The 26,801-nt window shown below is 71.7% G+C and carries 18 protein-coding genes and 1 pseudogene; 18 read left to right on the top strand and 1 reads right to left on the bottom strand.

Going from position 1 to position 26,801, the window contains the following annotated elements:
• Positions 1-19 precede the first annotated feature (19 nt).
• Positions 20-1,149, bottom strand: a pseudogene (locus AB0N04_RS13475) (dihydrofolate reductase family protein).
• A 158-nt stretch (positions 1,150-1,307) separates the two neighbouring features.
• On the opposite strand from AB0N04_RS13475, the gene AB0N04_RS13470 reads away from it, so the two are divergent.
• From AB0N04_RS13470 to AB0N04_RS13385, 18 genes are all read left to right on the top strand, one after another.
• Positions 1,308-2,123, top strand: a complete 816-nt coding sequence (locus AB0N04_RS13470) for a methyltransferase domain-containing protein (protein WP_360210838.1) — start codon at positions 1,308-1,310, stop codon at positions 2,121-2,123.
• A gap of 254 nt (positions 2,124-2,377) precedes the next feature.
• Positions 2,378-3,727, top strand: a complete 1,350-nt coding sequence (locus tag AB0N04_RS13465; RefSeq protein ID WP_360210836.1) for a DUF4190 domain-containing protein — start codon at positions 2,378-2,380, stop codon at positions 3,725-3,727.
• A 135-nt stretch (positions 3,728-3,862) separates the two neighbouring features.
• Positions 3,863-4,072: an SPOR domain-containing protein gene (locus tag AB0N04_RS13460; RefSeq protein ID WP_360210834.1), complete on the top strand. Its 210-nt coding sequence runs from the start codon at positions 3,863-3,865 to the stop codon at positions 4,070-4,072.
• A gap of 10 nt (positions 4,073-4,082) precedes the next feature.
• The gene (locus tag AB0N04_RS13455; protein WP_360210832.1) at positions 4,083-4,499 is read left to right on the top strand and encodes an NUDIX domain-containing protein; all 417 of its coding nucleotides are present in this window, start codon (positions 4,083-4,085) and stop codon (positions 4,497-4,499) included.
• Positions 4,500-4,700: 201 nt separating this feature from the next.
• On the top strand, positions 4,701-7,448 hold the full coding sequence (locus tag AB0N04_RS13450) for a SpoIIE family protein phosphatase (protein WP_360210830.1): 2,748 nt from the start codon (positions 4,701-4,703) through the stop codon (positions 7,446-7,448).
• 388 nt (positions 7,449-7,836) lie between these two features.
• A complete protein-coding gene (locus AB0N04_RS13445; RefSeq protein ID WP_360210970.1) occupies positions 7,837-10,329 on the top strand; it encodes a SpoIIE family protein phosphatase in 2,493 nt (830 codons plus the stop codon).
• An 84-nt stretch (positions 10,330-10,413) separates the two neighbouring features.
• A complete protein-coding gene (locus AB0N04_RS13440) occupies positions 10,414-12,243 on the top strand; it encodes an ABC transporter family substrate-binding protein (RefSeq protein ID WP_360210828.1) in 1,830 nt (609 codons plus the stop codon).
• A gap of 230 nt (positions 12,244-12,473) precedes the next feature.
• Positions 12,474-14,378, top strand: a complete 1,905-nt coding sequence (gene typA / locus AB0N04_RS13435; RefSeq protein WP_360210826.1) for a translational GTPase TypA — start codon at positions 12,474-12,476, stop codon at positions 14,376-14,378.
• 429 nt (positions 14,379-14,807) lie between these two features.
• Positions 14,808-16,433, top strand: coding sequence for an ABC transporter substrate-binding protein (locus AB0N04_RS13430; protein ID WP_360210824.1), 1,626 nt, complete (start codon positions 14,808-14,810; stop codon positions 16,431-16,433).
• An 89-nt stretch (positions 16,434-16,522) separates the two neighbouring features.
• The gene (locus tag AB0N04_RS13425; RefSeq protein ID WP_360210822.1) at positions 16,523-17,467 is read left to right on the top strand and encodes an ABC transporter permease; all 945 of its coding nucleotides are present in this window, start codon (positions 16,523-16,525) and stop codon (positions 17,465-17,467) included.
• Complete coding sequence (locus AB0N04_RS13420) at positions 17,460-18,398, top strand: ABC transporter permease (RefSeq protein WP_360210820.1); 939 nt, start codon at positions 17,460-17,462, stop codon at positions 18,396-18,398. Before AB0N04_RS13425 ends, AB0N04_RS13420 begins: the two co-directional genes overlap by 8 nt.
• 19 nt (positions 18,399-18,417) lie before the next feature.
• A complete protein-coding gene (locus AB0N04_RS13415) occupies positions 18,418-19,467 on the top strand; it encodes an ABC transporter ATP-binding protein (RefSeq protein ID WP_360210818.1) in 1,050 nt (349 codons plus the stop codon).
• Positions 19,460-20,476 carry a dipeptide ABC transporter ATP-binding protein gene (locus AB0N04_RS13410; protein WP_360210816.1) on the top strand — a complete coding sequence of 339 codons (1,017 nt, stop codon included), beginning with the start codon at positions 19,460-19,462 and terminating at the stop codon, positions 20,474-20,476. Before AB0N04_RS13415 ends, AB0N04_RS13410 begins: the two co-directional genes overlap by 8 nt.
• Positions 20,477-20,655: 179 nt before the next feature.
• The gene (locus AB0N04_RS13405; RefSeq protein ID WP_360210814.1) at positions 20,656-22,275 is read left to right on the top strand and encodes an ABC transporter substrate-binding protein; all 1,620 of its coding nucleotides are present in this window, start codon (positions 20,656-20,658) and stop codon (positions 22,273-22,275) included.
• A gap of 102 nt (positions 22,276-22,377) precedes the next feature.
• The gene (locus AB0N04_RS13400; RefSeq protein WP_360210812.1) at positions 22,378-23,304 is read left to right on the top strand and encodes an ABC transporter permease; all 927 of its coding nucleotides are present in this window, start codon (positions 22,378-22,380) and stop codon (positions 23,302-23,304) included.
• A 76-nt stretch (positions 23,305-23,380) separates the two neighbouring features.
• Positions 23,381-24,295, top strand: a complete 915-nt coding sequence (locus AB0N04_RS13395; protein ID WP_360210968.1) for an ABC transporter permease — start codon at positions 23,381-23,383, stop codon at positions 24,293-24,295.
• A 16-nt stretch (positions 24,296-24,311) separates the two neighbouring features.
• A complete protein-coding gene (locus AB0N04_RS13390) occupies positions 24,312-25,367 on the top strand; it encodes an ABC transporter ATP-binding protein (protein ID WP_360210810.1) in 1,056 nt (351 codons plus the stop codon).
• Positions 25,354-26,646 (top strand): dipeptide ABC transporter ATP-binding protein, encoded by a 1,293-nt coding sequence (locus AB0N04_RS13385; RefSeq protein WP_360210808.1) that lies wholly within the window; start codon positions 25,354-25,356, stop codon positions 26,644-26,646. The genes AB0N04_RS13390 and AB0N04_RS13385 overlap by 14 nt, the downstream gene beginning before the upstream one ends.
• Positions 26,647-26,801: the final 155 nt, after the last annotated feature.

Genomic DNA, 26,801 nt, shown 5'->3' with positions numbered 1-26,801 from the left:
TCCTCGATGATACAAAAGATCATCCGAGCAAGTGGGCGTTGACCGCCCTGGCCTCCTCGGCGAGCTCCGGCAGCTCCACCACCTCGACCCCCGCCGCCTCCAGCAGCGCGGCCCCCTGGCAGTCGGTGACGAAGAGGTCCGGCTCGCGCCACGCCACCACCACCCGCGGCACGCCCGCCGCGATGAGCAGCCGGGCGCACGGCACCGGCCGCGAGGCCCGTCGGCCGCACGGTTCCAGCGAGCTGTACACGGTCGCGCCGCGCAGCCGCGGGTCGTCGGCCGGGAGCTTGCCGAGGGCCGCCTCCTCGGCGTGGGCGTGCGCGTCGACCTCCCGGCTGTAGCCCTCCGCCAGCACCGAGCCGTCGGCGCCGACGATCACCGCGCCGACCGAGAAGGCGGTCTCGGACGGCGGGCAGCTGCGGGAGAGTTCGACGGCCCGGCGCAGGTGGTCGAGGTCGGTGGTCACGCGGCGGACTCCTTCGGGGCGTACCTGAGCAGGACGACGTCGCCCACCGTACGCGCCTCCAGCAGGCGCATCCTCCGGGCCGGTCCGCCGGGGAAGGCGGCCGGGCGGACGAACCGCGGCGCCCCGGCCTGGCCGACCAGCAGCGGGGCGACGGCCAGCTGCAGTTCGTCGGCAAGCCCCTGCGCGAGGAACTGGGTGTGCACCCCGCTGCCGCCCTCGACCATCAGCCGGCGCACCCCCCGCGCGCCCAGGTCGTCCAGCACCGTGCCGAGGTCCACCGACCCGCCGAGCGCCACCACGTCGGCCAGGCCGTCCAGGCGGGGGCGCAGCACCGCCGCGCCGGCGTCGGTGGTGTAGGCGAGCTTGGCGCCCCCGGTGTGCCAGAAGCGCAGGCCGGCGTCGAGGGCGCCGCTCGCGCTGAGCGTCACCTTCAACGGGTACGCGGGGCGGCCGGCCGCGAGCCGGGCGGCCCGGCGGTCGGGGTCGTTGACCAGCAGGCGCGGGTTGTCGGTGCGCAGCGTGTTGCCGCCGACCAGGACCGCGTCGGCGGCCGCGCGCTCCGCGTCGACCCGGTCGAAGTCGGCCCGGTTGGAGAGCAGCAGGCGTTCGGGGGAGGCGTCGTCGAGGTGTCCGTCGAGCGACACGGCGGCGCTCAGCAGGACGAAGGGGCGCTGGCCGGGCATGGCGGGTGACCGTTCTGTCGGGTGGGCCTCCACGGTACGGCCGGCGTGGGTGCCGGGGCGGTCGAGTGTTCGAGGAATGAGACGAATCTTCTCGGAATGTGGATGACCGGCTAGCGTTCGGAGTGTCGCGGAACCGACCACGTCCCAGGGGGGATCCCATGACCGGACAGCAGCCCGTCGTCTACACCCACGGTCACCAGGAGGCGGTGCTGCGCTCGCACCGCTCCCGGACGGCGGCCGACTCCGCCGCCTACCTGCTGCCCGAACTGCGCCCGGGGCAGGTCCTGTTGGACATCGGTTGCGGCCCCGGCACGATCACCGCCGACCTGGCCGAACTGGTCGGCCCGACCGGGCGGGTGGTGGCCGTCGACACCTCCGCCGAGGTGCTGGCGCAGGCCGCCGGGTACGTGGCCGAACGCGGCCTGGCCAACGTCGTCTTCGAGGTCGCCGACGTGCACCGGCTGCCCTTCCGGGACGGCGGGTTCGACGTCGTGCACGCCCACCAGGTGCTGCAGCACGTGGCCGACCCGGTCACCGCGCTGCGGGAGATGCGCCGGGTGGCGGCGCCGAGCGGCGTGGTCGCGGCCCGGGACGTCGACTACGCCTCGATGACCTGGTTCCCCGAGGCGCCGGCGCTGGACCGCTGGCTGGAGCTGTACGAGCGGATCGCCCGGGCCAACGGCGGCGAGCCGGACGCCGGGCGGCGGCTGCTGTCCTGGGCCCGGGCGGCGGGCTTCGCCGACGTCACGGCGGGCGCGAGCACCTGGACGTACGCGACGCCCGGGCAGCGGGCCTGGTGGGGCGGGATGTGGGCGGACCGGGTGACGGGCACGGCGATCGGCCGGGCGGCGGTGGAGCGGGGGCTGGCGGACCGGGCCGAGCTGGAGTCGATCGCGGCCGGCTGGCGGGAGTGGACCGCCGAGGACGACGGCTGGTTCTCGATGCTGCACGGCGAGATCCTGGCGCGCGGCTGACGACGCGGCTGACTGCGTGGCCGGCGGCGCGGCGGGCCGGGCGGGTGCTCCCGCGGTCGACGGGTGGCGGCCGTCGGCCGCCCGGTGCGCGGTGGACCGGGGAAAACGTTCGCGCGGACGTTCGGAAAGATCGGATAAAGTCGCGCGTCCGCTCGACCCGGACTCCTTCGGGCCGCTCCGGCCCGCTGCCGGGGGCGGGCCGACGAGTCGCACTGCCGAGCTGATGCCCGTACCGGCGGGCCGGGGGAGTCCACGTGTCCAAGCCTGAGTCCGAGCCGCCCGTGTCGGGGCCGGAGCCCGCCGCGGTGGACCTGCGCAAGCCGGCCGACGCGGCACCCGCCCAGCCCGCCCCGCCCGTGCCCACCGCTGCCCCGGAGCCGTCCCCGTCCGCCGACGCGCCCGCCGACCCGTGGGCCGCGCCCGCCGGGCCCCCCGCACCCGCCGTGCCCGCCGCGCCGTGGCCGGCCCCCCAGCCCGCGCCCACGCCGCCCACCCGTGGCGGCTGGGCCGCGGTGCCCCCGGCCGCCCAGTCCGGCTTCCAGCCCGGCTTCGCCTATCCCCAGGCCGCCCCCGCCACCAACGGCTTCGCGGCCGCCTCCCTGGTCACCGGCCTGGTCCTGGTGGCGCCGCTGGCCCTGCTGTTCGGCATCATCGGGCTGGTCCAGATCAACCGCCGCGGCGAGCGCGGCTTCGGGATGGCGCTGACCGGCCTGGTGCTCGGCGGGGTCGGGACGGCGCTGATGTCCCTGGCCGTCGTCGGGCTGTCCGTCGACGGCCCGGACGACCGGTCGGGCCGGCCCCCGAAGGCCCCGGCCGGCTCGGTCGCCTGGGCCGCGCTGAAGTCCGGGGACTGCTACAACACCCCCGAGAACGGCAGCCGGAGGGATCCCGCGGGCGGCGACGAGACGCTGTTCTGGGTGCGCCGGGTGCCGTGCTCCGCCCCGCACCACGGCGAGGTGGCCGGGACGGCCATGATCCCGTCCCCCCACGGTCCGTCCTACCCGGGCGAGAGCCGGGTCCGCGAGGTGGCCGCCGAGCTGTGCCGCAAGGTGCTCGACGACTACGCGCTCGACCAGTGGGCCGTCCCGGACGGCATGGACGACGTCTACCTCTACCCGACCCAGGGCAACTGGAAGTCCGGCGAGCGCTACGTGACCTGCGCCTTCGAGGACCGCGAAGGGGACCACCTGGGGACGGTCCGCACCGACCGGAGCAAGCTGACCCCCGCCCAGCTGGCCTACCTGGACGCCGTCCGCGGCTTCAACGACGTCTACGGGAAGCAGCCGAAGAAGTCCGTCGCCGACGCGCCGTCCGAGTACCGGGACTGGGCCCGGCTGATGGCCCTGGCCTCGCACGCCGAGGCTACGGCGCTGGGCAAGGACTCGACCGGGTGGCCGGCCGAGGTCAAGCCGACGGTCGACCGGCTGGCCGCCGCCCAGCGGGCGGCCGCCGGCTCCTGGGACGCCGCGGCCGCCGGCGCCGACCTGGAGGGCGACGTCCGCCGGGCCAGGGCGCTGGTGACCAAGACGGTGCCGCTCAGCGTGGAGATCCGGCGCGGGCTCGGCCTGTCCACCGGCGAGCAGGTGCCCGACCTCCAGGTCTGAGACGCCGCCCGCCCGCGGCGGATTCGGTTACCCGCCGTTAACACCGCCCGTACTCGCCGGTAGCGCGCCGCGCGTAGCCTCGCGGCGGCGGATCCCCGGCCAGACCCCCACGCCGGCCGGGGATACGCTCCCGCCATGGACGCCTTTCGGGTGATGCGCCAGGACGACAACGGCAACCGTTACCTCGTCGCCGGGGGGCTGGAACGGGCCGAGGCGGAACGGCTGGCGGCCGAGTTCGAGGCCCGCGGCCACAAGCAGCTGTACTGGGTCGAGGACGAGGCCGCGGGTGCGCCCGGGGGCGACCGGGGCCCGGGCCGGCCGGGGGCGGGCGCGCCCACGCCGTAGGGTCGGGGCCATGGACCAGGCCAGCGGGACCCCCACCGGAACCAGGATCGTCGTCGGCGGCGCGCTCATCCACCGCGGGCGGGTGCTCGCCGCCCGGCGCAGCGCGCCCGCGTCGGTGGCCGGGCGCTGGGAGTTCCCGGGCGGGAAGGCCGAGCAGGGCGAGACCGAGGCGCAGGCGCTGGAGCGGGAGCTGCTGGAGGAGCTGGGCGTCCGGGCCCGGGCGCTGCGGCGGCTGCCGGGCGCCTGGACCGTCCGGCCGGGCCTGGAGCTGCGGTTCTGGGCGGCCGAGCTGCTCGCCGGTGACCCGCGTCCGCTGGAGGACCACGACGAGCTGCGCTGGCTCGGGCCCGCCGAGCTGGAGGGCGTCGACTGGATCGACCACGACCGGGACGTCCTGCCGCACGTCGCCCGGTTGCTGGCCGGCTGACCCGACGGACCGACCGGTGCGCCCGCCCGCGTGTCGGGGTGCGACGCGCTGGGCACGGGGTAGGTCAATCGGACAAGACGACCCGCCGTCCGGGATAGCCTGGGTCCTGCTGGGTATGTCACGTTTCGGGACCATTCGTCACCATCGGTGAGCCGCCCCAGCCGGCGACGCCGATCCCGACCAGAGCCGGAGGCCCCGTCGGTGTCGAGTACCGGGAACGGCGGCGCGGGAGCACGGCGGCCGGGCGCCGCAGGGAGCGCCGCCGCCCGCGCCCGGCTGCGCCGGGGCACCCCGCCCGGCACCCCGCAGCCCCCGGTCGGCCGCCGCCGGCGGGAGACCGGCGAGGGCCCCGACGTCCCGGGCCCCGAGCAGCCGGGCCCCGCCCTGGCCGTGCCCGACCCGGGCGCCCAGCCCGGCCTGCGCAGCCGCCCCGGCCGGCCCTTCCCCGGCGGCCCCTCGGACGCCCCGCGCGGCACCGGCGCACCGACCGAGGGCAGCCTGCTGGACATGCTGAAGGTCGCCATCGCGATCCTGGACACCGCCGGGCGGGTGGTCCTCTGGAGCCCGGCCGCCGAGGAACTCCTCGGCTGGCCGAACGAGCTGCTGGTCGGCCGCCGGATCGAGGAACTGATCCCCGACCAGGAGCAGGTCTCCCGGATCCGTTCCGCGGTCCAGGACACCCTGCGCAACGGCCGCTGGGCGGGCAACGCCGAACTGCGCGACCGGGACGGCGCACCCGTCGCCGTCGAGGCCCGGATCTCCCTCCTGGTGGACGGCGACGGCACCCCGTTCCTGCAGGTCAGCCTGGCCGAGGCGGCCGCCGTCCGGGCCGTCGAGCGGGACCTCGCCGTCCGCGACGCCCTGTTCGAGCAGTCCCCGCTGGGCATCGCCATCCTGGACACCGACCTGCGCTACACCGCCGTCAACCAGACCCTCGCCGAGATGAACGGCGTCGCCACCGACGACCACGTCGGCCGGACCACCGGCGAGACCCTCCCCGAACGGGCCGCCGACGAGATCACCGCCATCCAGCGCCAGGTGCTGGCCACCGGCGAGCCCGTCATCGACGTCACCCTCGCCTCCCCGGTCACCGCCCGCTCGGGCTACCGCTCGATCTCCTACAGCCGGATGACCGACCGTGCCGGCCGGGTGCTCGGCATCTCCGGCACCGTGATGGACGTGACCGAGCGCTACCGGGCCGTCGCCAAGGTCGAGCACGCCCGGCGCCGGCTCTCGCTGCTCAACGAGTTCGGCTCCCGGGTCGGCGACCTGCTCGACGCCTCCCGGATCGCCCAGGAACTCGCCAGCTCCGTCGTCCCCCGCCTCACCGACCACTCCGCGGTGATCCTGCTGCAGGCCGTCGCGCACGGTGACGACCTGCCCCGGCACGGCCACGACCGGCGCACCTCGCTGCTCCAGCTCGGCACCGCCTCCGTCCAGGACGGCCCCGAGGTCGAGGTGATGCTCCGCCGCGGCGCCCGGATCACCTTCGCCGAGGACTCCGCCTGCGGGCGGGTGCTGCGCACCGGCGTCCCCGAGCTGCTCTCCGGAGCCGACCAGCTCGACGACGTCACCTACCCGGGCGATCCGAAGATGCAGGCCGCGCACGACCTGGGCGTGCACTCGATGCTGGTCGTGCCGCTGCGCGCCCGCGGCATCGTGATCGGCCTGCTGCTGGTCAGCCGGGCCGGCTACCGCGAGGGCTTCGACCGGGACGACCTGGCCTTCACCGTCGAGCTGGCCGACCGGGCCGGCAGCTCGCTCGACAACGCCCGCCTCTACGCCCGTGAGCGCACCGCCGCGCTCACCCTCCAGCGCACCCTGCTCCCGCAGCAGGTCCCGCAGCCCACCGGCGTCGAGGTCGCCTACCGGTACGTGCCCGGCAGCAGCGGCACCGAGGTCGGCGGCGACTGGTTCGACGTCATCCCGCTGCCCGGCGACCGCACCGCCCTGGTGGTCGGCGACGTGATGGGCCACGGCCTGCGGGCCGCGGCCACCATGGGCCGGCTGCGCACCGCCGTCCGGGTGCTGGCCGCCCTCGACCTGCCGCCGGACGTCCTGCTGCGGCACGTCCACGAGCTGGCCGACGACCTGGCCCAGGGGCCGGACGAGGCCCTGCTCGCCACCTGCGTCTACGCCGTGTTCGATCCGGGGACGGCCAGGCTCACCGTCGCCAAGGCCGGACACATCCCGCCCGTCCTGGTGGTGCCGGGCGAGGAGGGCGAGGAACCGACCCGGACCGGCGGCCCGCTGCCCGGCGGCACCGGACGGATCCTCGACCTGCCCTCCGGCGCCCCGCTCGGCGTCGGCGGCGTCCCGTTCGAGTCCGTCGAGCTGAAGATCCCCGAGGGCAGCCTGCTCGCCCTCTGCACCGACGGCCTCGTCGAGTCCCGGGACAAGGACCTCGACGTCGGCCTCGGCCGGCTGGTCACCGTGCTCCAGGCCCCGCACGCCTCCATCCAGGCCGCCTGCGAGGCGGTGCTGGACACCATGGAACAGGGCCGCGAGCCCGACGACGTGGCGCTGCTGCTCGCCCGGCTCGGCCACGGACAGGCCGGCACCCCGACCGCGGGCTGGACCCTGCCCGCCGAGCCCACCGCCGTCTCCCGGGCCCGCCGGCTGGTGCGCTCCACCCTCGCGGAGTGGGGCGTCGAGCAGCTCACCGACGTCGCCGAGCTGCTGGTCAGCGAGCTGGTCACGAACGCCGTCCGGTACGCCAGCGCCCCCATCGGGGTGCGCCTGACCCTCGGCGAGACGCTGCTGGTCGAGATCTCCGACCCGCTGCCCGACCCGCCCCGGGAGCGCCACGCGGCCGAGGCCGACGAGGGCGGCCGGGGCCTGGAGCTGGTCCGCCGGCTGGCCCTGCGCTGGGGCGCCCGGGCCGAGGGGATCGGCAAGGTGGTCTGGTTCGAGCAGGCGCTGCCGGGTAATGAGCCCGACGGGTCGTGAGCGGGGCGCGGCGAGCGGACCACCGAGGGTGTGCGCGCCGGGCCGGAGACGAGGAGAACAGTGCGGCACGTGCCGGTAGGCGGCCGGGGGGAGCGCGCGCTCCGGAAGGGGGCGCGGGCGTGGCATTGTGGTTGCGCGGGCGGTAGGACAAAAACCTTCGCCCGATCTGATGTTGTGATGTTGAGGGCGTGTGAACGTACCCCTCGATGATGAATACTCGGTCTTCTCGACATCCGGACGGTCGCGGGTTGGAGGGGTCGGTCCGTTGAACAGCACCCCGGCGCGGAACGCGCCGAGCAGCAGCGGTCATGCCGCCGTGCCCGGGCAGGTCGGCGCACCACAGCTGCCCGTGCGCGCCGCCCAGGCGGGCGGCGACGGCGCGAGCCGCATCCGCACCGGCCGCCCGGCGGCCGACGGCCACCCGTGGGGTGCCGGCGACCCGGGCTCGATCTACGACTACATCCGGGTCGCCACCTTCGCGATCGGCCCCGACGGGCGGATCAGCCAGTGGAGCGAGCGCGCCGCCGAGTTCTTCGGCGTCCCCGCCCCCGACGCCGTCGGCGCCGACCCGATCACCACCTTCGTCCCCCGCGAACTCTGGCAGCGCGGCCGCGCCCGGCTGGAGCGCACCCTGGCCGGCGAGGAGTGGGTCGGCACCACCCCCTACCGGGACGCCGCCGGCGGCGAGGGCCTCGCCGAGCTCTACCTGATGCCCGACAGCGCCCTGCCCACCGCAGGGGCCACCTGCCTCGCCGTCGACCTCGGCCGGCTGCGCCGCATCGAGACCGACCTCGCCGCCTCCGAGGCCGTCTTCGGCCAGACGCCCACCGGCTTCATCCTGTTCGACGACCGGCTGCGCCTGCAGCGGGTCAACGACGCCTTCGCCTCCGGCATGGGCCTGGCCCCCACCGACCTCGAGGGCCTCACCCCGCACGACCTCTTCCCGCCCTCCGAGGCCGACCGGCTCACCGCCGCCCTGCGCAAGGTCCTCGCCACCGGCGAACCCGTCTTCGACCTGCGCTTCCACGGCGCCGTCCCCACCCGCGAGGGCAACCGGCTCTGGGCCGTCTCGCTGTACCGGCTCAACGGCACCGCCGGACAGCCCATCGGCGTCGCCGGGCAGGTCTCCGACGTCACCAGCCGGCACGTCGCCGAGCGCGAGGCCGACGGCGTGCGCCGCAACCTCGCCCTGCTCAACGAGGCCAGCGCGCACATCGGCTCCACCCTCGACCTGGAGACCACCGCCAAGGAACTGCTCGACGTCGTCGTCCCGCCGTTCTGCGACCTCGCCACCGTCGACCTCTACACCGCGCTGCTCTCCGGCGAGACCGTCCCCAGCGCCGGCCGCCTGGGTGACACCGTGCTCACCGACGGCAGCGGCGAACTGCGCCGGGTCGCCGTCTCCAGCGTCGTCGGCGGAGCCTCCTCCGTCCTCGGTTCGGTCACCGGCCTGCCCATCGCCGAAGCCGGCGGGACCCTCTGTTACCCGCGCCGCTCCCCGCACGCCAGGGCGCTGCGCACCGGCCGCAGCGTCATCCCCGAGCCCGGCCCCGACCCACTGCTGCGCTCCACGCTGATCGTCCCGCTGGTCGCCCGCGACCAGGTGCTCGGACTCGTCCAGCTGTCCCGCGCCATCGGCAGCGAGCCCTTCGACGCCCGCGACGTCGCCATCGCCGAGGAACTCGTCGCCCGAGCCGCCGTCTGCATCGACAACGCCCGGCTCTACCGCCGCGAGCACGAGCGCGCCCTGATCCTCCAGCGCAGCCTGCTGCCCCCGGGCAACCCGGCCGCCAGCGGCCTGGAGATCGCCTGCCGCTACCTGCCCAGCAACAACAACACCGAGGTCGGCGGCGACTGGTTCGACGTCATCCCGCTGCCCGGCAACCGCACCGCCCTCGTCATCGGCGACGTCATGGGCCGCGGCCTGCGCGCGGCCGTCGCCATGGGGCAGCTGCGCACCGCCGTCCGCACCCTCGCCATGCTCGACCTCGACCCCGCCGAGGTGCTCGGCGCCCTCGACGAGATCGCCCGCGGCCTCGGCGACGACTCCGCGCCCGCCAGCCCGCCCACCCAGTACGGCCGGCTCACCTCCACGGCCGACGAGGAGGCCCGCGAGGTCTACCTGGCCACCTGCGTCTACGCGGTCTACGACGCCGTCACCCGGCGCTGCGTCTTCGCCAACGCCGGCCACCTGCCGCCCGTCCTGCTCAGCCCCGGCGAACCCGCCCGGATGCTCGACGTACCGCCCGGCCTGCCGCTCGGCGTCGGCGGCGAGCCCTTCGAGGAGGTCGAGCTGACCCTCCCCGACGGCGCCGTCCTCGGCCTCTACACCGACGGCCTGGTGGAGAGCCGCAAGCACCAGCTGGACGAGGGCCTGCGCGCCTTCCGCACCGCGCTCTCCGCCGAGGGCCGGAGCCTGGAGAACCTCTGCGACCACGTCCTCGGCGAGCTCAACCCGCACCACGGCGAGGACGACATCGCCCTGCTGATGGCCAAGGTGCACGCCTTCCCCGAGGACGCCGTCGGCAACTGGTTCCTGCCGCCCGAGCCGACCTCCGTCGCCAAGGCCCGAGAACTGGCCTGCAGCTGGCTGCTCGCCCGCGGCCTGGACGAGCTCGTCGACACCACCGAACTGCTGGTCAGCGAACTCGTCACCAACGCGCTCAAGCACGGCCGGGGCGAGATCCGGCTGCGACTGCTGCGCGAGCGCAGCATGGTCTGCGAGGTCTGGGACGACGGCTACGCCCAGCCCCGGCAGCGGCGCGCCCAGGAGACCGACGAGGGCGGGCGCGGCCTGCAGCTGGTCAGCCTGCTGGCCGAGCGCTGGGGCAGCCGGCGCACGCCCAAGGGCAAGATCGTCTGGTTCGAGCTGGGGCTGTAGCCGGATCGGCCGTCCGGGTGCAGTCGCCCGGCGGCCGCCGTGTCGGCCCCGGGCGGGGCGCCCGGTCGGCGTTCCATGGCCGCCATGCGCGTCCGCCAGCTCACCGCCGCAGCCGCCGCGCTGCTGCTCGCCGCCGTCCTCGGCGGCTGCTCCGAGGACCAGGCCCCGGCCCGCACCCCGGCCCCCGCCCCCGCACCCACCTCGGCCGACCCGACCACCAGCACCGGGGACGTCCGGCCCGCCGACCGCACCGACGTGCGGGACGGCGGCACGCTGCGCTGGGCCGTCGACGGCGTCCCGGCCACCCTCGACGTCTACCAGGACGCCGCGACCGCCGACTCGGCGCTGATCGCCCACGCCCTCTACCCCTCGCTGTTCCGGCCCGACGAGCACGGCCGGCTCGTCCCCGACCCGGACTACCTGGAGGGCGCCGAGTCCACCCCGCCCGGGCGGCTGCCCCAGGTCGTCACCTACCGGCTCAACCGGCACGCCGTCTGGAGCGACGGCACCCCGCTCTCCGCCGCCGACCTCACCGCGCAGCGGGCCGCCCTCTCCGGCCTCGACCCCGCCTACCGGGGCGCCCACCCGGCCGGGTACGACGCCATCGACTCGATCACCGCGGGCGCCGACCCGCACGAGGTCAGGGTCACCTTCCGGCGGCCCTGCGCCGAGTGGCGCGCCCTGTTCGGGCCGCTCTACCCGGCCGCCGAGACCGCCACCGCGGACGCCTTCAACCGGCCGCTGACGGGCGGGCCCCACCCGACCGCCGGTCCGTACGCGGTGTCCCGCTACGACGCCGCCGGCGGGACGGTCACCGTCGTCCGCAACCCGCTGTGGTGGGGCGACCGGCCGAAGAGCGACCGGATCGACTTCCTCGCCACACCGCCCGAGCGGCGCCTCGACGCCCTCGACCAGGACCGGCTGGACATCGCCCCGCTCACCGCGGCGGTCGACCGGGCGGCGCCCGCGCCCGCCACCGCCCCGGCCGGGCTCACCCCCGTACCCGTCCCCGGCGCGGTGCCGCCCGCCCCCGTGCCGCCCGCCGCCGCACCGGAGGCGGCGGCGCGGGCCCTGCGGCGGGCCGAGGCGCTGCCCGGCGTCACCGTCCACCGGGCCGCCGCCGCCTCGCTCACCCAGCTCACCCTCAACGCCGCCCGCGCCCCGCTCACCGACCCGGCCCTGCGCCGCGCCCTCGTCCGCGCCGTCGACCGTCGGCGGATCGCCGAGGCGGCACTCGGCCCGCTCGGTCTGCCCGCCGCCCCGCTCGGCAGCCACCTGCTCGCCGGCGACCAGGACGGCTACCGCGACAACAGCGCGGCCGCCGGCCCCGACGCCGCCGCCCGGCTGCTCGACCGGGCCGGCTGGAAGCGCCCCGGCGCCGGCCGCACCCGGGCCAAGGACGGCCGGGAGCTCGCCCTCACCCTGCTCGTCCCGGCCGGCTCCGCGACCGCCGGGCGCACCGCCGAGGCGCTCACCGCCGACCTCGCCGAGTCCGGCGTGGCGGTGCGGGCGGTCACCGCGCCCGCCGACACCTTCGTCCGGGACCACCTCGCCGCCGGGGACTACGACCTCGCCCTGTTCTCCTGGCCGGCCGGCGCCAGCCCCGCGGGCGAGCAGCGGCCCGCCTACGCCAAGCCCCGGCCCGACGCCGACGGCGCCCTCGACCCCGGCGGCAACTACGGCCGCAGCGGCACCGAGGAGATCGACCGGCTCTTCGACCGCGCCGCCGCCGAACTCGACCCCGCCGCCCGCCTCGACCTCCTCCAGGAGGCGGACGTCCGGATCTGGCAGCTCGGGCACTCGGTGCCCCTCTACCAGCGGCCCGAGCTGGTCGGCGTCCGCACGGACCTCGCCGGCGCCGGCGCCTGGGGCTTCGCCTGGCCGCGCTTCCAGGACATCGGCCGGAACGCCTAGGACGGGGCCCCGGACGTGATCCAGCTGTGATCTTGATCCCGCCCGACCTGGTCGTTTCTGCTCACCTGGGCGGTTCCCCGTACGATAGGAGGAAGCCGAGGCATGTCCATATGCCCGGCGGGTGGACCGGTAGTAGCAGGCGGAACGGGCGGCGGCGATCAACAGGGATCGCAGGTCGGCGTCTCGCGGCCGGGCGCCGCAACCCACGATTCCGGGAGAATCAGCTAGGCATGCCCACGCGCAACGACATCCGCAACGTCGCCATCGTCGCCCACGTCGACCACGGCAAGACCACCCTGGTCGACGCCATGCTGAAGCAGGCCGGCGCCTTCGCCGCCCACCAGCAGCTGGACGACCGGATGATGGACTCGAACGACCTGGAGCGCGAGAAGGGCATCACCATTCTCGCGAAGAACACCGCCGTCAAGTACCACCCCAAGGACGGTGGCGCGCCGATCACCATCAACATCATCGACACCCCGGGCCACGCCGACTTCGGTGGCGAGGTCGAGCGCGGTCTGTCGATGGTGGACGCGGTCGTCCTGCTGGTCGACGCCTCCGAGGGTCCGCTGCCGCAGACCCGCTTCGTGCTCCGCAAGGCGCTCACCGCGCGCCTGCCCGTCATCCTCTGCATCAACAAGACGGACCGCCCGGACTCCCGGATCGACGAGGTCATCAACGAGACCTACGACCTGTTCCTGGACCTGGACGCGGACGAGGACCAGATCGAGTTCCCGATCGTCTACGCCTGCGCCCGTGACGGCGTCGCCTCGCTGACCAAGCCGGAGAACGGCACCGTCCCGGCCGACAGCACCAGCCTGGAGCCGTTCTTCTCCACCCTGCTGGAGCACGTCCCCGCGCCGACGTACGAGGAGGACGCGCCGCTGCAGGCCCACGTCACCAACCTCGACGCCGACAACTTCCTCGGCCGCATCGCGCTGCTGCGCGTCGAGCAGGGCGAGCTGCGCAAGGGCCAGACCGTGGCCTGGATCAAGCGCGACGGCTCGATCCAGAACGTCCGCATCTCCGAGCTGCTGATGACCGAGGCGCTCACCCGCAAGCCGGCCGAGGTGGCGGGCCCGGGTGACATCTGCGCCGTCGCCGGCATCTCCGAGATCATGATCGGCGAGACCCTCGCCGACACCGAGAACCCGATCGCCCTGCCGCTGATCACGGTGGACGAGCCGGCCATCTCGATGACCATCGGCACCAACACCTCGCCGCTGGTCGGCCGCGGCGGCAGCGGCAAGGGCGCGGACGCCAAGTCCGGCGCCAAGGTGGACCGCAAGGTCACCGCCCGCCAGGTGAAGGACCGCCTGGACCGCGAGCTGATCGGTAACGTGTCGCTGCGCGTGCTGGACACCGAGCGCCCGGACGCCTGGGAGGTGCAGGGCCGCGGTGAGCTGGCGCTGGCCATCCTGATCGAGACCATGCGCCGCGAGGGCTTCGAGCTGACCGTCGGCAAGCCGCAGGTGGTCACCAAGGAGGTCAACGGCAAGACCCACGAGCCGGTCGAGCGACTGACCGTGGACGTGCCGGAGGAGCACATGGGCGCGGTCACGCAGCTCATGGGCGTCCGCAAGGGCCGGATGGACAACATGTCCAACCACGGCTCGGGCTGGGTCCGGATGGAGTTCGTGGTGCCGTCCCGCGGCCTGATCGGCTTCCGCACCGAGTTCCTGACCAGCACCCGCGGCACCGGCATCGCGCACTCGATCCACGAGGGCCACGAGCCGTGGTTCGGCCAGCTGTCCACCCGCAACAACGGCTCGCTGGTCGCCGACCGCGCCGGTGTGGTGACCGCCTTCGCGATGACCAACCTGCAGGAGCGCGGCGTGCTCTTCTGCGAGCCGGGCACCGAGGTGTACGAGGGCATGATCGTCGGTGAGAACTCGCGCTCCGACGACATGGACGTGAACATCACCAAGGAGAAGAAGCTCACCAACATGCGGTCGTCGAACGCCGACGTCGCGGAGTCGATCGTCCCGCCGCGCAAGCTCTCGCTGGAGCAGTCGCTGGAGTTCTGCCGCGAGGACGAGTGCATCGAGGTGACCCCGGAGACGGTTCGCATCCGTAAGGTCGTGCTGGACCAGAAGGACCGCGGGCGCACCGCTTCGCGCGCCAAGAAGGCGTGATCAGGTCGTCCTGAACGGCCTTTGGCCGAAAGTTCGCCCCCCTTTCCGATGGAGAGGGGGGCGAACTTTTTCAACTACCGCAAGTTGTCGACGCGCGTATAAACGGAATATCGCTTACCACAGCCGGGTGTCCGCTGAGCGAACACGACACTCCGTCATGCATGACGACTGTCCGTTTGGTACCTGTCTGGCTATGTCTCTTATGTCCGGTTTTCGAAACTTACCGACCGTTCATGTGACCTAATTGAGATCGGCATTGGTCACTTTCGTGTCCGTGCGTGACGGATAGTGGAGCCAGTCAGGCTCGGGTCAAGGGTTAACGCGCAGGGGTGCGCGCCGAAACCACGAGCGCGGACGGCACAGCGGATCCGGTATCAACCTTCCGCGGTGCTCTCCTCGTTGGATAGTCGATTTCAGGAGGCATCCCCCATGCGCGGTGCAACCACGACCAAGTGGGTTGTCGCGGCTACCGCGATCGCCCTTGCGGCGACCGCTTGCAGCACGAGCTCGAAGAGCAGCGACAAGGCCGCGTCCGGCGGCGGCAGCATCGCCGTCCAGCTCGGTGAGCCGCAGAAGGGTCTGATCCCGCAGAACACCGCCGAGTCCGAGGGCAACCAGGTCCTCTACGCGCTGTTCACCGGTCTGGTCGACTACGACAAGAAGACCAACGCCCCGCGCCTGCAGGTGGCCGAGTCGATCGAGACCACGGACTCCAAGGTCTGGACGATCAAGCTCAAGGACGGCTACACCTTCCACAACGGTGAGAAGGTCACCTCCAAGTCCTTCGTGAAGGCCTGGAACTGGGGCGCCAACCAGGACAACGCCGCCGAGGGCATGCCGTTCTTCGACAAGATCGAGGGCTCCGAGCAGCTGGCCCCGGGCAAGGACAAGAAGCCCACCGCCACCGAGCTGTCGGGCCTGAAGGTCGTCGACGACAAGACCTTCACCGTCACCCTGAAGAACCCGTTCTCCCAGTTCAAGACCATGCTGGGCTACAGCGCGTTCTACCCGCTGCCCGACGCGTTCTTCGCCGACCCGAAGGCCTTCGGCGAGAACCCGATCGGTGACGGCCCGTTCCAGATGGACGGCGCCTGGGAGCACAACAAGCAGATCAAGATCAAGCGATTCGACAACTACGGCGGCACCAAGGCCAAGCTGCAGAACGTCACGTTCAAGATCTACGACAACCTGGACACCGCGTACAACGACCTGCGCGCCGACAACATCCAGGCCACCAACAAGCTCCCGATCTCCGCCATGTCCTCCGTGGCCAGCGAGTTCGGTGACCGCTACATCAACAAGCCGGAGTCGGGCGTCGGTTACATCGGCTTCCCGATCGCCTACAACCCGGCCTACGCCAAGCCCGAGATCCGCAAGGCGATCTCGATGGCGATCGACCGGGACCAGATCACCAAGACGATCTTCGCCGGCACCCGCGTCCCGGCCTCGGACTTCATCAGCCCGCTGATCAACGGCTACCGCAAGGACGCCTGCGGCGACGCCTGCAAGTACGACCCGGCGAAGGCCAAGGACCTCTTCACCCAGGCCGGCGGTCTGCCGAACAACACCCTGGAGCTCGGCTACAACGCCGACGGCGGCCACAAGGAGTGGATCGAGGCCGTCGGCAACCAGCTGAAGAAGAACCTCGGCGTCGAGGTCACCTTCAAGCCGTTCGAGAAGTTCGGCAAGATCCTGGACGCGCTGCAGGCCAAGCAGTACCAGGGCGCCTTCCGCATGGCGTGGCAGATGGACTACCCGTCGATCGAGAACTACCTCCGTCCGATCTTCTCGAAGGTCGCGATCGAGAGCGGCTCGAACTACGGCGGCTACGTTAACGAGGACTTCGAGAACCTGCTGAACCAGGCCGACCAGGCGAAGACCGAGGACGAGGGCATCAAGCTCTACCAGCAGGCCGACGACATCCTCATCAAGGAGATGCCGTACATCCCGGTCTACAGCTACCAGGCCTCGGCGGCGTACACGAAGAAGATCAAGAACTTCGACACCGACGCCCAGTCGCGTTACAACCTGGCCGAAGTCGAGCTGGCCGGCTGATCCGGTAGTCAGACGAATGGGGGCGGGTGGACCGGACCACAGTCCGGCTCTGCCCGCCTCCCTTCCTTGTCCGAAAGTATGGAGGTCTGATGGGCCGCTATGTGATCCGCCGACTGATACAGGCAATCCCTGTCCTGCTCGGCGCGACGCTGCTGATCTACGCGCTCGTCCACTACCTGCCCGGTGACCCGGTGCAGGCCCTGGCGGGCGAGAAGCGTGCCGACCCGATCGTGGCGGAGATGATCCGTCAGAAGTACCACCTGAACGACCCGTTCCTCGTTCAGTACTGGAACTACATCTCGGGCGTCTTCCAGGGCAACCTGGGTGAGAGCCTGACCGGTCGCTCGGTGAGCGAAATGATCGGCGACGCGTTCCCCTACACCATGAACCTCGCCCTGGTGGCATTCATCATCGAGGCGGTCGTCGGTGTGGCGGCGGGCGTCATGGCGGCCCTTCGCAAGGGCAAGTTCCTCGACCAGCTGGTCCTCATCAGCACGCTGCTGGTCATCTCCGTCCCGGTCTTCGTCACGGGCTTCATCCTCCAGCTGGTGCTCGGCGTCCAGCTGAAGAACTCGTACGGCATCGACTTCTTCTCGGTCTCGTTCAACGAGGACGACGGCCTGCGGGCCTACCTGCTGCCGGCCTTCGTGCTCGCCTCGCTCTCGCTGGCGTACGTCGCCCGTCTGACCCGCACCAGCCTGATGGAGACCATGCGCGCGGACTACGTCCGCACCGCGGTCGCCAAGGGTCTGAAACGCCGTCGGGTGATCGGCCGTCACGCCCTGCGCAACGCGCTGATCCCGATCGTCACGTTCCTCGGCGCCGACCTCGGTGGCCTGATGGGCGGCGCGGTGATCACCGAGAAGATCTTCAACATCCACGGCATCGGCGGTCTGCTCGCCCAGGCCGTGTACCAGAAGCAGGGCACGATCATCGTCGGCGTCGTCACGCTGCTGGTGATGATCTACCTCGTGACCACCCTGCTCGTGGACATGCTGTACGCCGTGCTCGACCCGAGGATTCGCTATGAGTGAGACCATCACCAAGGACGCCTCGGCGCCGGCCGGGGACAACAGCCCGAAGGCCGCGCCGGCGAAGGCGAAGCCGGAGCGCGTCGCCAGCCTCTGGTCGGACGCCGTCCGCGACCTGCGCCGCAACCCGCTGTTCATCATCGGCGGCGTGCTGGTGCTGGCGCTGATCGTCATCTCGATCGTGCCGCAGTGGTTCACCGACGGCAGCCCGTTCTCCAACGGCGCGTGCGACCTGTCGCACTCGCTGGAGCGTCCGAGCGCCGAGCACTGGTTCGGTTACGACGTCCAGGGTTGCGACAACTACACCCGCACCATCTGGGGTGCCCGCAACTCGATCATCGTCGGCATCCTGACCACCACCACGGTCACCCTGGTCGGCTCGCTGCTGGGCCTGCTGGCCGGTTGGAAGGGCGGGGTGATCGACTCGATCCTGTCCCGCTTCACCGAGATCTTCTTCTCGATCCCGACCCTGCTCGGCGGCATGCTGATCATGTCGATGCTCGGCAAGGGCAACGCCTACACCGTCTCGCTGGTGATGGCCGTCCTCGGCTGGCCGCAGATCTTCCGCATCATGCGCGCCTCGGTGCTGGCCAACAAGAACAACGACTACGTGATGGCCGCCCGCGCCCTGGGCGCCGGCGCCGGCCGGATCACCTTCCGGCACATCCTGCCGAACGCCATCGCGCCGGTCATCGTCGTCGCCGCGATCAGCCTGGGCGTCTACATCGGTGCCGAGGCCGCGCTGTCCTACCTGGGCATCGGCGTCCAGTCCCCGGAGATCTCCTGGGGCCTGATGATCAGCGACGCCCAGGTGCGCTTCCTGGCGGCCCCGCACGTGCTGCTCTTCCCCGCTGCGGTCCTGAGCGTCACCGTGCTGGCCTTCATCATGCTCGGCGACGCGGTCCGCGACGCCCTCGACCCGAAGCTCCGCTGAGAGAAGAGGTGACGACCCGATGACCACCGTGATCGAGAAGAACCAGAAGAGCGGCCGGCTCGAAATCGGCACCCCGCTGCTGGAGGTCAAGGACCTCCACGTGGAGTTCCACACCCGGGACGGCGTCGCCAAGGCCGTGAACGGCGTCAACTACTCCGTGGCCGCCGGCGAGACCCTCGCGGTGCTCGGCGAGTCCGGCTCCGGCAAGTCGGTGACCGCCCAGACCATCATGGGCATCCTGGACATGCCGCCCGGCAAGATCAGCCAGGGCCAGATCCTCTACCGCGGCCAGGACATGCTGGCCATGAAGGAGGAGGAGCGCCGGCTCATCCGCGGCCAGAAGATCGCGATGATCTTCCAGGACGCGCTGTCCTCGCTCAACCCCGTCATGACCGTCGGCGCCCAGCTGGGCGAGATGTTCCGGGTGCACCGCGGCGCCTCCAAGAAGGAGGCCCGGGAGAAGGCCGTCGAGCTGATGGAGCGGGTGCGCATCCCCGCCGCCAGGCAGCGCGTCGGCGACTACCCGCACCAGTTCTCCGGCGGCATGCGCCAGCGCATCATGATCGCCATGGCGCTCTCCATGGAGCCCGACCTGATCATCGCGGACGAGCCCACCACCGCCCTGGACGTCACCGTCCAGGCCCAGGTGATGGACCTGCTCGCCGAGCTGCAGGCCGAGTACAACATGGGCCTGATCCTGATCACCCACGACCTCGGCGTCGTCGCCGACGTCGCGGACAAGATCGCCGTGATGTACGCGGGCCGGATCGTCGAGACCGCCCCGGTGCGCGAGCTGTACGCCAACCCGGCGCACCCGTACACCAAGGGCCTGCTCCGCTCGATCCCGCGCCTGGACCAGAAGGGCCAGGAGCTCTACGCGATCAAGGGCCTGCCCCCGAACCTGCTGAAGGTCCCGGCCGGCTGCGCGTTCAACCCCCGCTGTGACGTCGCCACCGACCTGTGCCGCACGGAGATCCCGGCGCTGCACCAGGTGACCGACAAGGACGGCAAGGAGCTCACCGGCCGCCGCAGCGCGTGCCACCTCTGGAAGGAGACCCTCCATGGCTGAGCCCATCCTGGAGGTCAAGGACCTGGTCAAGCACTACCCGCTGACCCAGGGCATCCTCTTCAAGAAGCAGGTCGGCGCGGTCAAGGCGGTCGACGGCATCTCCTTCGACCTGATGCGGGGCGAGACGCTCGGCATCGTCGGCGAGTCCGGCTGTGGCAAGTCCACGCTGGCCAAGGTGCTGATGAACCTGGAGCGGGCCACCTCCGGCCAGGTGCTCTTCAAGGGCGAGGACATCTCCAAGCTCAGCGGTGCCGGCCTCAAGGCCGTCCGCCGCAACATCCAGATGGTGTTCCAGGACCCGTACACCTCGCTGAACCCGCGCATGACGGTCGGCGACATCATCGGGGAGCCCTTCGAGATCCACCCCGAGGTGGCGCCCAAGGGCGACCGCCGCAAGGCCGTCCAGGACCTCCTGGACGTCGTGGGTCTGAACCCGGAGTACATCAACCGGTACCCGCACCAGTTCTCCGGCGGCCAGCGCCAGCGCATCGGCATCGCCCGCGGCCTCGCGCTCAAGCCCGAGATCATCATCTGCGACGAGCCGGTCTCCGCCCTGGACGTCTCCGTCCAGGCGCAGGTGATCAACCTGCTCGAGCAGCTGCAGAGCGACTTCGAGCTCTCCTACATGTTCATCGCGCACGACCTCTCCATCGTCCGGCACATCTCCGACCGCGTCGGCGTGATGTACCTCGGCAAGATGGTCGAGATCGGCAGCGACGAGGAGATCTACGAGAACGCCACCCACCCGTACACCCAGGCGCTGCTGTCCGCCGTGCCGGTGCCGGACCCGACCGCGCGCGAGTCGCGCGACCGGATCATCCTGAGCGGCGACATCCCCTCGCCGGCCAACCCGCCGTCGGGCTGCCGCTTCCGCACCCGCTGCTGGAAGGCCGAGGAGCGCTGCTCCACCGAGGTCCCGCTGCTCGCGGTGCCCTCGGTCCTGGAGGGCCCGGCCGCGCACCAGTCGGCCTGTCACTTCGCCGAGGTCCGGGAGACGGCCGCCGCCTGATCCCCGCTCCTCACGAGGCACCCGGAAGGGCCCGCGGCCACGCGCCGCGGGCCCTTCCGTCGTTCCGTCAACTCGGCGGGCGGGGTCCTGCACCCGTCCGGGGGTACCCGACTCGCGCCGTCGCCGGGGCGCGCTTCTCATGGGGTGTGATGCGACACACACCATGAGGAGGGACCTCCATGCCCGTAGCCGCCCGCGCTCGTTGGGTCCTCGCCGCTGCGACATCCGTGGTCCTGGTGGCCACCGGGTGCAGCAGCGGCGGCGGAGGCAGCAGCTCGTCGGACACCAGCAAGACCTTCAGCTACCAGAGCAGCGAGCCGCAGAACCCGTTGCAGCCCGCCAACGCGAACGAGGTCGGCGGTGGTCGCATCATCCAGAACCTCTTCAAGGGGCTCGTGGACTACGACCCGAGCAACGCGAAGATCCGCATGCAGGTGGCGAAGTCGATCGACACCAGCGACTCGCAGACCTTCACGGTGACCCTGAACGACGGCTGGAAGTTCCACGACGGCACCCCGGTGCACGCCAAGAACTTCGTCGACGCCTGGAACTGGGCGGCGACCGCCAGCAACAACCAGATCAACAGCTCCTGGTTCTCGGACATCGAGGGCTACAAGGACGTCCACCCGGCCAGCGGCCAGCCGACCACCACCAAGATGTCCGGCCTGACCGTCACCGGTGACCTGGGCTTCACCATCAAGCTGGTCAACAAGGTCTCGTACTTCGAGTACAAGCTCGGCTACATCGCCTTCTCGCCGCTGCCGGACGGCTTCTTCAACGACCCGGCCGGGTACGGCCAGAAGCCGGTGGGCAACGGCCCGTACCAGTTCGTCAGCTGGTCGCACAACCAGCAGGTGGTCACCAAGACCTTCCCGGACTACCAGGGCGTGGACAAGCCGAAGAACGGCGGCGTCGTCTTCAAGATGTACAACACGTCCGAGGCCGCCTACGCGGACCTGCAGTCCAACAACCTCGACGTGATGGACCAGGTGCCGCCGTCCGCGCTGGCCACCTACAAGAGCGACCTCGGGGACCGGGCGATCGACTCCCCGCAGGGCGCCATCCAGAACATCGGCTTCCCGCTCTACCAGGCCGACTGGGCCCCGCCGGAGAAGGCCAAGGTGCGCCAGGGCCTGTCGATGGCGATCGACCGCAACACCATCACCAAGACGGTGCTGCAGGGGTCGCGCGCGCCCGCCTCCGCCTGGGTGGCCGACGGCGTCGAGGGCTACAAGGCCGGCACCTGCGGCGACTTCTGCAACTTCGACCCGGCCAAGGCCAAACAGCTGATCACCGAGGGCGGCGGTGTCCCCGGCAACAAGCTGACCATCACGTACAACGCGGACGGCGGCCACAAGGAGTGGGTCGACGCGGTCTGCAACTCGATCCGGCAGAACACCGGCGTCGAGTGCACCGGGGACCCGAAGCCCGACTTCAAGACGGCCCGGGCGGCGATCACCGGGCACCAGGTCACCGGCGCCTTCCGGACCGGCTGGGTGCAGGACTACCCGCTGAACGCCAACTTCCTGTCCGACGTCTACCGCACCGGCGCCGCGTCCAACGACTTCGGCTACAGCGACCCGCAGTTCGACGCGGACGCCACCAAGGCGGACGAGGCCCCCAACATCTCCGACACGGTGACCGGCTACCAGCAGGCCGAGGGGGTGCTGCCGAGCGGGATGCCCGCCATCCCGCTCTGGTACTACCGCACCAACTCGGGCTACTCCACCAACGTGCAGAACGTCATGTTCGACTCCTTCGGCAACCCGGCCTGGACCCAGGTCGAGGTCAAGGGCTGACCAGGCCCCCCGCGCCGGCCCCGCCCTCCCCGCACGGAGGGCGGGGCCCGGCCCTCCCGGCCGACCGTCCCGGCCGGTCGCGCACCTAGGAAGGAGGCTCGGATGGGCAGTTACGTACTGCGGCGGGTGCTGCAGATGATCCCGGTGTTCTTCGGCGCCACGCTGTTGATCTTCCTGATGGTCTACACGCTGCCGGGCGATCCGGTCTCGGCCCTGTTCGGCCAGAAGGCCGCCGACCCCGCGGTGGTGGCCAGCATCAAACACAAGTACTACCTCGACCAGCCGGTCTGGAAGCAGTACCTGCACTACATGGGCAACCTCTTCCAGGGCGACTTCGGCACCAGCTTCACCGGCCGCCCCGTCACCGACATCATGGCGGACGCCTTCCCGGTGACCATCCGGCTCGCCCTGCTGGCCTTCGGCTTCGAGGTGATCTTCGGCCTGCTCCTCGGCGTCGTCTCCGGCCTGCGGCGCGGCAGCATCCGGGACACCGCGGTGCTGGTCCTCACCCTGCTGGTGATCTCGATCCCGGTCTTCGTGCTGGCCTACATCGCCCAGACGATCTTCGCGACCAACCTGGGCTGGGTCACCCCGACCGTGCAGGACTCCACCGACATCTCCCAGCTGATCCTGCCCGCGATCGTGCTCGGCTCGCTCTCGCTCGCGTTCGTGGCGCGGCTCACCCGCACGTCCATCGGCGAGAACCTGCGGGCCGACTACATGCGCACGGCGGTCGCCAAGGGCCTGCCCCGGCGGACCATTATCACCCGCCACCTGCTGCGCAACTCGCTGATCCCGGTGGTCACCTTCCTCGGCACGGACCTCGGCGCGCTGATGGGCGGCGCCATCGTCACCGAGGGGATCTTCAACGTGCAGGGCATCGGCAACGTCCTGTACCGGGCGATCAACCAGAAGGAAGGCCCGACGGTGGTCGGCATCGTCACCGTCCTGGTGATCGTCTACCTCGTCGCCAGCCTGCTCGTCGACCTGCTCTACGCGGTCCTGGACCCGAGGATCCGCTATGCCTGACATCCACGACGAGGACTCGTACGAGCCGCACCCCAAGCCCGGGGTCTCGCACCTCGACTTCGCCGGCGAGCAGGGCATGGCGGTCGAGCAGGAGACCCTGATCGAGGCCGACCCGGCCAAACGGGAGGAGGCCCGCAGCCTCTGGGGCGACGCCTGGCGCGACCTGCGGCGGCGGCCGGTCTTCCTGATCTCGACCGTCCTGATCCTGCTGCTGATCATCATGTCGATCTTCCCGTGGGCGTTCACCGACGCCGACCCGCGCAAGGCCGACCTGGTGCACGACTACCTCAAGCGCCCGGACTGGACCGACTTCTTCGGGGCCGGCTGGTTCGGCTACGACGCCCAGGGCCGCTCGATCTACGCCCGGGTGGTGTACGGCGCCCGCGCCTCGATCACGGTCGGCATCTTCGTGACCGCCGGCGTCACCCTGCTCGGCGGGCTGACCGGCATGGTCGCCGGCTACTTCGGCGGCGCCGTGGACGCGGTGCTCTCCCGGATCATCGACATCTTCTTCGGCATCCCGCTGCTGCTCGGCGCCCTGGTCCTGCTGAACGGCTTCTCCAGCCGCACGGTGTGGGCCGTGGTCTTCGCCCTGGTCGTCCTCGGCTGGACCCAGATCGCCCGCGTGATGCGGGGCGCCGTGCTGACCGTCAAACAGGCCGACTACGTGGTGGCCGGGCGGGCGCTCGGCGCGGGCACCGGGCGGCTGATGCTCCGGCACATCCTGCCGAACGCCGTGGCGCCGGTCATCGTGGTCGCCACCATCGCGCTCGGCGGGTACATCGCGACCGAGGCCACGCTGAGCTTCCTCGGCATCGGCCTGCAGGACCCGACCATCTCCTGGGGCATCGACATCTCCTCCGCCCAGAAGGTGATCCGCACCGCGCCGTACGTGATGTTCTTCCCGGCCGCGGCGCTCTCCGTCACCGTGCTGGCCTTCATCATGATGGGCGACGCGGTGCGCGACGCCCTCGACCCGAAGCTTCGCTGAGCGAGGGGAACGCATCGTGACTACAGCTGTGGACGCCACCAGGCCCGCGCGCGAGGCGCCGTACGAGGGGCCGCTGCTCGACGTGCGGGACCTGCACGTCGAGTTCGTCACCCGGGACGGCGTCGCCAGGGCGGTGAACGGGGTCAACTACAGCGTCCGGGCCGGGGAGACGCTGGCGGTGCTGGGGGAGTCCGGCTCGGGCAAGTCGGTGACCGCGCAGGCGATCATGGGGATCCTGGACATGCCGCCGGCCCGCATCCCGCGCGGTGAGATCCGCTTCCGCGGCCAGGACATGTTGAAGATGGGCAAGGAGGAGCGGCGGAAGATCCGCGGGCAGAAGATCGCGATGATCTTCCAGGACGCGCTCTCCTCGCTCAACCCGGTGCTGACGGTGGGCTTCCAGCTCGGCGAGATGTTCCGCGCCCACCACGGGACGTCCCGCAAGGACGCCAAGGACAAGGCCGTCGAGCTGATGGACCGGGTGCGCATCCCCGCCGCCAAGCAGCGCGTCAACGACTACCCGCACCAGTTCTCCGGCGGCATGCGCCAGCGCATCATGATCGCCATGGCGCTGGCCCTGGAACCGGACCTGATCATCGCGGACGAGCCCACCACCGCCCTGGACGTCACCGTCCAGGCCCAGGTGATGGACCTGCTCGCGGAGCTGCAGGCCGAGTTCCACATGGGGCTGATCCTGATCACCCACGACCTCGGCGTGGTCGCCGACGTCGCGGACAAGATCGCCGTGATGTACGCGGGGAGGATCGTCGAGACCGCCCCGGTGCACGAGCTCTACGCCCGGCCCGCGCACCCGTACACCCGCGGCCTGCTGGACTCCATCCCCCGGCTGGACCAGAAGGGCCAGGAGCTCTACGCGATCAAGGGCCTGCCGCCCAACCTGCTGCGGATCCCCAAGGGCTGCGCGTTCAACCCGCGCTGCCCGCGGGCGCAGGACCGCTGCCGGGCCGAGGTGCCGGAGCTGTTCCCCGTCACCGACGACGACGGCGCCCCGGTGACCGGGCGGGGCAGTGCCTGCTTCTTCTGGAAGGAGACCCTCCATGAGCAGCGCTAACGGAGCCAGCGCACTGGGTGCGGTGCCCGCGGAGGCCGCCTTCGCCCAGGCCGTGCCGCGCGGGGAGCCGATCCTGGAGGTGCGGGAGCTGGTCAAGCACTTCCCGCTGACCAAGGGGATCGTCTTCAAGAAGCAGGTCGGCGCGGTGAAGGCGGTCGACGGGGTCAGCTTCGACCTGATGCAGGGCGAGACGCTGGGCATCGTCGGCGAGTCCGGCTGCGGGAAGTCCACGCTGGCCAAGGTGCTGATGAACCTGGAGCCGGCCACCGGCGGGTCCGTGAAGTACAAGGGCGAGGAGATCTCCCGGCTGTCCGGGGCCGGGCTGAAGGCGGTGCGCCGGAACATCCAGATGGTGTTCCAGGACCCGTACACCTCGCTGAACCCGCGGATGACGGTCGGCGACATCATCGGGGAGCCCTTCGAGATCCACCCCGAGGTGGCACCGAAGGGGGACCGCCGCAAGGCCGTCCAGGACCTGCTGGACGTGGTCGGGCTGAACCCGGAGTACATCAACCGGTACCCGCACCAGTTCTCCGGCGGCCAGCGCCAGCGCATCGGCATCGCCCGGGGGCTGGCGCTCAAGCCGGAGGTGATCATCTGTGACGAGCCGGTCTCGGCGCTGGACGTCTCCGTCCAGGCGCAGGTGATCAACCTGCTGGAGCAGCTGCAGGGCGACTTCAACCTGTCGTACATGTTCATCGCCCACGACCTCTCGATCGTCCGGCACATCTCCGACCGGGTCGGGGTGATGTACCTCGGCAGGATGGTCGAGATCGGCAGCGACGCGGAGATCTACGACCACGCCACCCACCCGTACACCCAGGCCCTGCTGTCGGCCGTCCCGGTGCCCGACCCGACGGCCAGGGAGTCCCGGGACCGGATCGTGCTCACCGGGGACGTCCCCTCGCCGGCCAACCCGCCGTCGGGCTGCCGCTTCCGCACCCGGTGCTGGAAGGCGCAGGACCGCTGTGCGACCGAGACGCCGCTGCTGACCTCGCCGTCGTGGCTGGAGGGGGCGGCGCGGCACGACTCGGCGTGTCACTTCGCGGCGGAGCGCGAGAACGGGCAGGGCGCGGCGGAGCGCGAGAACGGGCAGAGCGCGGCGGAGCGCGAGAACGGGCAGGGCGCGGCGGAGCGCGAGAACGGGCAGAGCGCGGCGGAGCGCGAGATCGGGCAGGGCGCGGCGGAGCGCGGCGAGGGGCCGGGCGGGCAGGGCCCGCAGGACGAGCCGGGCCCGCAGGGCGGGGAGGACGGGCCGGGGAGCGGTCCGCCCGGGTAACGATTCGGTTGACGCCGCCGGCGCGGCGAGGCATCCAGGGCGCGTCCTCGATCGAGGGCGCGCCCTCGCGTTGTGCTGCGGAAATACCGCCGGAAAGATCATTACTCCTCGTAAACGCGCGAATAACGGCATCCGGTGTTCGCTATTCGGCGCTC

The organism is Kitasatospora sp. NPDC051702 (assembly GCF_040681575.1).
GTDB lineage: Bacteria > Actinomycetota > Actinomycetes > Streptomycetales > Streptomycetaceae > Kitasatospora.
Note: the sequence above shows the minus strand (reverse complement) of the source record. Positions and strands in the feature narration are given on the sequence as shown.

Bases quoted from the DNA above. Each gene is read 5' to 3' on its own strand.
- AB0N04_RS13405 (WP_360210814.1), top strand. From the start codon at position 20,656: ATGCCCGTAGCCGCCCGCGCTCGTTGGGTCCTCGCCGCTGCGACATCC.
- typA (WP_360210826.1), top strand. From the start codon at position 12,474: ATGCCCACGCGCAACGACATCCGCAACGTCGCCATCGTCGCCCACGTC.
- AB0N04_RS13460 (WP_360210834.1), top strand. From the start codon at position 3,863: ATGGACGCCTTTCGGGTGATGCGCCAGGACGACAACGGCAACCGTTAC.
- AB0N04_RS13395 (WP_360210968.1), top strand. From the start codon at position 23,381: ATGGCGGTCGAGCAGGAGACCCTGATCGAGGCCGACCCGGCCAAACGG.
- AB0N04_RS13425 (WP_360210822.1), top strand. From the start codon at position 16,523: ATGGGCCGCTATGTGATCCGCCGACTGATACAGGCAATCCCTGTCCTG.
- AB0N04_RS13385 (WP_360210808.1), top strand. From the start codon at position 25,354: ATGAGCAGCGCTAACGGAGCCAGCGCACTGGGTGCGGTGCCCGCGGAG.
- AB0N04_RS13455 (WP_360210832.1), top strand. From the start codon at position 4,083: ATGGACCAGGCCAGCGGGACCCCCACCGGAACCAGGATCGTCGTCGGC.
- AB0N04_RS13440 (WP_360210828.1), top strand. From the start codon at position 10,414: ATGCGCGTCCGCCAGCTCACCGCCGCAGCCGCCGCGCTGCTGCTCGCC.
- AB0N04_RS13400 (WP_360210812.1), top strand. From the start codon at position 22,378: ATGGGCAGTTACGTACTGCGGCGGGTGCTGCAGATGATCCCGGTGTTC.
- AB0N04_RS13430 (WP_360210824.1), top strand. From the start codon at position 14,808: ATGCGCGGTGCAACCACGACCAAGTGGGTTGTCGCGGCTACCGCGATC.
- AB0N04_RS13470 (WP_360210838.1), top strand. From the start codon at position 1,308: ATGACCGGACAGCAGCCCGTCGTCTACACCCACGGTCACCAGGAGGCG.
- AB0N04_RS13420 (WP_360210820.1), top strand. From the start codon at position 17,460: ATGAGTGAGACCATCACCAAGGACGCCTCGGCGCCGGCCGGGGACAAC.
- AB0N04_RS13415 (WP_360210818.1), top strand. From the start codon at position 18,418: ATGACCACCGTGATCGAGAAGAACCAGAAGAGCGGCCGGCTCGAAATC.
- AB0N04_RS13410 (WP_360210816.1), top strand. From the start codon at position 19,460: ATGGCTGAGCCCATCCTGGAGGTCAAGGACCTGGTCAAGCACTACCCG.